Here is a 4,406-nt window from a genome sequence, read left to right as displayed (position 1 = left end):
ATCCCGGCCAGGGCTGCGACGGTACGACCGGCGCGGGGGCTCCGGCCGGGGCGGGCGGGCTCACCGGAGCTGGCGGTGGTGGTGCGAGCGGCGCGCCCGCGTACGCCGGGGCGTGCAGCGGCTTGCGCAGCGGCAGGTCGGTCAGGGCGCCCTCGGCCACCGGCAACTCGGGCTGGTCCAGCACCGTCGGCGCGATCCCCAGCTCGGCATGCAGCATGCGGGCCACCAGCGGGATCCGTGACGACCCGCCCACGAGGAACAATCCGTCGAGCTGATCGGGTCTGAGGCCGGCGGCGGCGATGACCTCCCGGGCCCTCTGCACCGCCCGGCGCAGCAGCGGCGTGGCCACCCGCTCGACGTCCGCCCGGGTCAGCTGGATCGTCTCGGCCACTCCCGGCACCGCGACCGGGGCGACCGCGGACCGGGACAGGGTCTCCTTCGCACCGCGTACCTCGTCCCAGAGCCGGACCTGGTCGCGGCGCTGCGCCGGATCCGCCGGACGGGTGAGCCGGGCCCACTGCGCGGCGTGCCGCTCACCGACCAACTCGCCGACCCGCCGCACCAGCGCGGCGTCGAGGTCCAGACCGCCCAGGTCGGGCAGGCCACCGTCGGCGACCACGCTGAAGCCGGAGTCACCCCAGGGGTCCGCGCCCTCGTTGCGCAGCACCGCGACGTCGAGCGTCCCGCCACCGAAGTCGAAGACCGCGATCGCCCCGCCGACCGGCACCGGACGGTGCAGCACCTGCGTGTAGTAGCGGGCGGCGGCCACCGGCTCCCGCAGCAGCCGGGTGCCTGGCGGTGTCGGCCCGGCGAGGGTGTGCTCGACCGCCTGCGGCCAGCCCGCCCGCAGCAGCGCGTCGGCGAGGACCTGCCGCCGCGTCTCGTCCCAGGCGGCCGGGCAGGTGACCACGGCCGGCGGCAGGAAACCCACAGCGCCCACCGCCGCCCGGCCGACCGCCGCCAGCACTGCGGCGAGCAGGTCGGCCGGCGGGTACGCGCGGTCGCCGAGCTGCACTGTCGGCTCGTCCACCCGACGCTTCGGGTTCGCCTCGAACCGGGCCGGGTCTGCCTGCGCCAACCGGCGGGCGTCCCAGCCGGTGTGCAGGGTGCCGTCCGGGTCGGCGTAGACGGCGGACGGACTGAGCGGTTGACCGTCCATCAGCAGCGGACGGGTCCGCCCGTCCGGCCAGCGCAGCACCGCGACCGTGTTGGACGTGCCGAGGTCGATGCCGAGAGCGAAACCCTCGTGCTGGCCTGCCATTGCCCGATACCTCCGCCGCGACGAGGGGAACTCGACCCCGCATCGTACGCAGGCCCCGCCGCACTGCTGATCACTCGGTCCGGGGTGGTCGGTGGCGTCCGGTCAGTGGGTGGGGTGGACGCCCACCACCTCGTCCTCGCTGGTCTCCCCGGTCAGCTGGAACCCGAGTTTCAGGTAGAACTGCTCCGGGCCGTCCGGCCCCGGCTTCCACGTCGTGTAGACGCGATCGTGCCCACGTCGGTGGGCCTCGTCGCGGACGGCCTGTACCGCGAAGCGGCCGTACCCCCTGCCCTGGTGCTCGGCGGCGATGTTCAGCCGCCACAGCCCCGAGCGCTTGTCGTCCGGTTGGGCCGGATCCCACACGATGTCGAAGAAGCCCATCAGGAAGCCGACGATCTCGTCATCCTCGACGATCAGACGCGGCCACGCGATCTCGGGCTGCGCGTACGCCTCGGCGAGCGACCAGGCTACCGGAGACGAGAACTTCTCCTGGTCGGGCCGCACGCTCACCCGGCACGCGGCCTCCACATTGTCCTGAGTGACCTTCACCAGTCGTGCCACGCCGGCCACCCTACCGAGCCGGGCCGTGCAACAGGCCGTCGAGCAGCCCGCGCAGGCCGAACTGGAACCAGGTGTCCAGGTCGGTGTCGGGTCTGGTCTGCCCGGCCGCAGCCAGCCACTGTCGGTCCCGGGTACGGCCGGTTCGCTCCAGCCGGGTGACGGTCGCCGACCACCAGGCGTGGTAGGTGGTGTCCCCGGGGTCACGCCGGATGAGCAGGGCCATCCCCTGGATGTAGCCGCTGAGCGCCAGGTAGGCGCGGAACGCCTCGGCCGGGTCGTATCCGGCGCTGGTGAATGCCGCGACCACCCGGTCGACCATGGCGAGTACCGCCGGCCCGGTCGGCGGTCGGTCGGTGGCGAGGATGGCCAGCAGCCAGGGATGGCGGCGGTACATCGCCCACTCGTGCCCGGCCAACCGTTCGAGCCGTTGGCGCGGATCACGCGGTAGTGGTGCGGTGCCGGGCGGGCGGGTGGCGGTGATCTGCTCGGCCATCGCGGCGAGGAGGTCGGCCCGGTTCCGGACGTGCCGGTACACGGCGTGGGCGGGCAGGCCGCCGCGTTGGGCGAGGACCCGCAGGGAGACGGCGTCCAGGCCGCCGACGTCCGCCAGCTCGACCGCGAGGGAGACCAACCGGTGGCGCGGGTCGCCGCCGATCGGCGCGGGCAGGTCCTGAATCCGACGCAGGGTGCTGGTGGGGCCGTGCTCACGACGCCTGCGGTACGCGCGGGCCTGGCAGCGCCGGGAGCAGTAGCGGCGCGGGCGCCCCCGGCCGGCGCCGACGGGCAGGTTCGCCTGGCACTCGACACACCGGGCATTGAGCACGCCGCCTCCGGTTTCGTCACGGCACTCCGTGTGACGAAAGTACTGCACGTCGTCCGACCGGCGGCGACAGGATCGGCGGCATGAATCCGCCCAGCCGCAGAGATCTGCTCCGCGTCTGCGCAGTCGCCTCCGCCACCCCGGAGCCGACGGGCCGGCACAGCGGTGCTATTTGACAGAGACACGGCGAGCTTTAGTTTCTCACCAGTCAAGGAAGACGTACGGCTCCCCACAGGCTCAACCAGACAAGCGCGACTACCGCTCACCCTTGGAAGGTAAGCGGTAGCAGCGCTGATCAGCTAGAGCAAAGCCGACCGTTCAGCAGGGCTTGACCTTGAAGACGGGCGTCCAGTTGTAGCTAAGGCTGCTGGAGTAGGCGCCAGGCGTCGAGTAAATCACGCCACCGGAAGCATTGATGAATTTGGCAACCGTGCCTCTGGTTTGATTGTTGCGCCAGGACCCGTAACCAGTCCACGGCATATTGTAGGTTCCGCAGTTGTACCATTCAAGCTCGTCGCCGGAGAAACCAGTGGAGCGGAACGCGCAGAACCAGCCATTGTACTGATCATCCAAGCACCGACTGGCAAGCGCCACACTGGTCGGGGCGTTGACAAAATCCCTCGGGTGCGCCTCGCCAGGGAGAGCGACCTTGAGCTTGCCATTATCGATCTCGATCTCGTTGAGCGAGATTTGCTTCCCGCCAGTCTTCTGAAGGTATGCGTCAACCTTCTCCTGGAGAGTTTCCGCCTGTCGTTCAGAGAGTTTTCCGGCCCGCGCCTGGCTTGCAAACGAGTTGCCATCGAATCTGCTGCTTGACTCGGCATGAGCGGGTGCCGTGCCGATCACTGAAACAGTAATCATCATGGCCAGAGCAGTTAAGACACTTCGAGCTCGCAAGACAGTCTCCCCGATTTAGAAATGGACAACGGGCTGCGCAACAAAGCAGGCGATGCATAAGGGCATCTCCATGCATAAATTTCTATCACATTGGAGGTGTTCCAAGCAAGGACCAAGCAGCGGGAGGAAATGACTCAGCGTAGTTCTGCAAAGCCAGCGGCGCCGGAATCGAGTAAGGAAGCACGAAGATGCTAGATGGAAACACTCATCGGGAGGGTCCCGCGTCTCGTGGTGTCGCGAGGACTTACCACTCCTGCGCCTCTCGCTTCCGCTCCGCCCGAAACCCCGCCATCCCTCCCCTGGCGCCCGGGGCGTCAGGTCGGGCCGTACCGATCGGTCCCTGCGGCGCGGAGCAGCCTGAGCTGGCCGATCTCCGCGACGTTCTTCATCAGCTCCGAGTTGACCCAACCGATCGTGTGCGTGACGGTGTGGTCGGTCCCGTCCGGCCAGGGGTACGTCGAGATGCGGTCGAGGTCGCTGTCGCCGAGCTGGTCGAGCAGACCGAGCCATTCGGTGCGCAGGCCCCGCAGCCAGGCGACGCTGGGCTCGCCCGCGCCCGGCCAGACAACGGCCGTGCGCTGCCGCGCTGATCCACCCCGAAGATGGTCCATCGCCACGGTCCACCACCAGCCGACGTGCCAGGTGAGCCAGCCGATCGTCGGCACCGGGACCGGGTCGGGTTCGGTGTCGACCCAGTCCGGCGTCCAGGTGCCGTCGGTGCTCTGCCGCACCGACCAGCAGTGGTCGGCCGGCTCCCAGAGAAAGTCCGAGGGTTCGAGTCGCTCAAGGTGGTACTCGAACAGCGACCACGTCAGGTCGAACTGCCAGCGCAGCAAAGTCAGGCTCGGTACGGGCATCCGGAAATCC

General features: G+C 69.4%; 5 protein-coding genes. All 5 read right to left on the bottom strand.

Going from position 1 to position 4,406, the window contains the following annotated elements:
• Nucleotides 1–1,261: Hsp70 family protein (locus DLJ58_RS24920; RefSeq protein ID WP_148098008.1), on the bottom strand; the 1,261-nt coding region annotated here is incomplete at its 3' end.
• A 102-nt stretch (nucleotides 1,262–1,363) separates the two neighbouring features.
• Nucleotides 1,364–1,822, bottom strand: a complete 459-nt coding sequence (locus tag DLJ58_RS24915; protein WP_208741315.1) for a GNAT family N-acetyltransferase — start codon at nucleotides 1,820–1,822, stop codon at nucleotides 1,364–1,366.
• 10 nt (nucleotides 1,823–1,832) lie between these two features.
• Nucleotides 1,833–2,645 carry a TetR/AcrR family transcriptional regulator gene (locus DLJ58_RS24910; RefSeq protein ID WP_124859813.1) on the bottom strand — a complete coding sequence of 271 codons (813 nt, stop codon included), beginning with the start codon at nucleotides 2,643–2,645 and terminating at the stop codon, nucleotides 1,833–1,835.
• A 315-nt stretch (nucleotides 2,646–2,960) separates the two neighbouring features.
• The gene (locus tag DLJ58_RS24905) at nucleotides 2,961–3,506 is read right to left on the bottom strand and encodes a hypothetical protein (RefSeq protein ID WP_124859811.1); all 546 of its coding nucleotides are present in this window, start codon (nucleotides 3,504–3,506) and stop codon (nucleotides 2,961–2,963) included.
• Between the two features lie 347 nt (nucleotides 3,507–3,853).
• Nucleotides 3,854–4,396: a DinB family protein gene (locus DLJ58_RS24900; protein ID WP_124859817.1), complete on the bottom strand. Its 543-nt coding sequence runs from the start codon at nucleotides 4,394–4,396 to the stop codon at nucleotides 3,854–3,856.
• Nucleotides 4,397–4,406: the final 10 nt, after the last annotated feature.

Origin of the sequence: Micromonospora arida (assembly GCF_003857035.1) — a bacterium.
Lineage (GTDB): Bacteria > Actinomycetota > Actinomycetes > Mycobacteriales > Micromonosporaceae > Micromonospora > Micromonospora arida.
The sequence above is the reverse complement of the archived record's forward strand: the minus strand, read 5'-3'. Positions and strand labels throughout refer to the sequence as shown.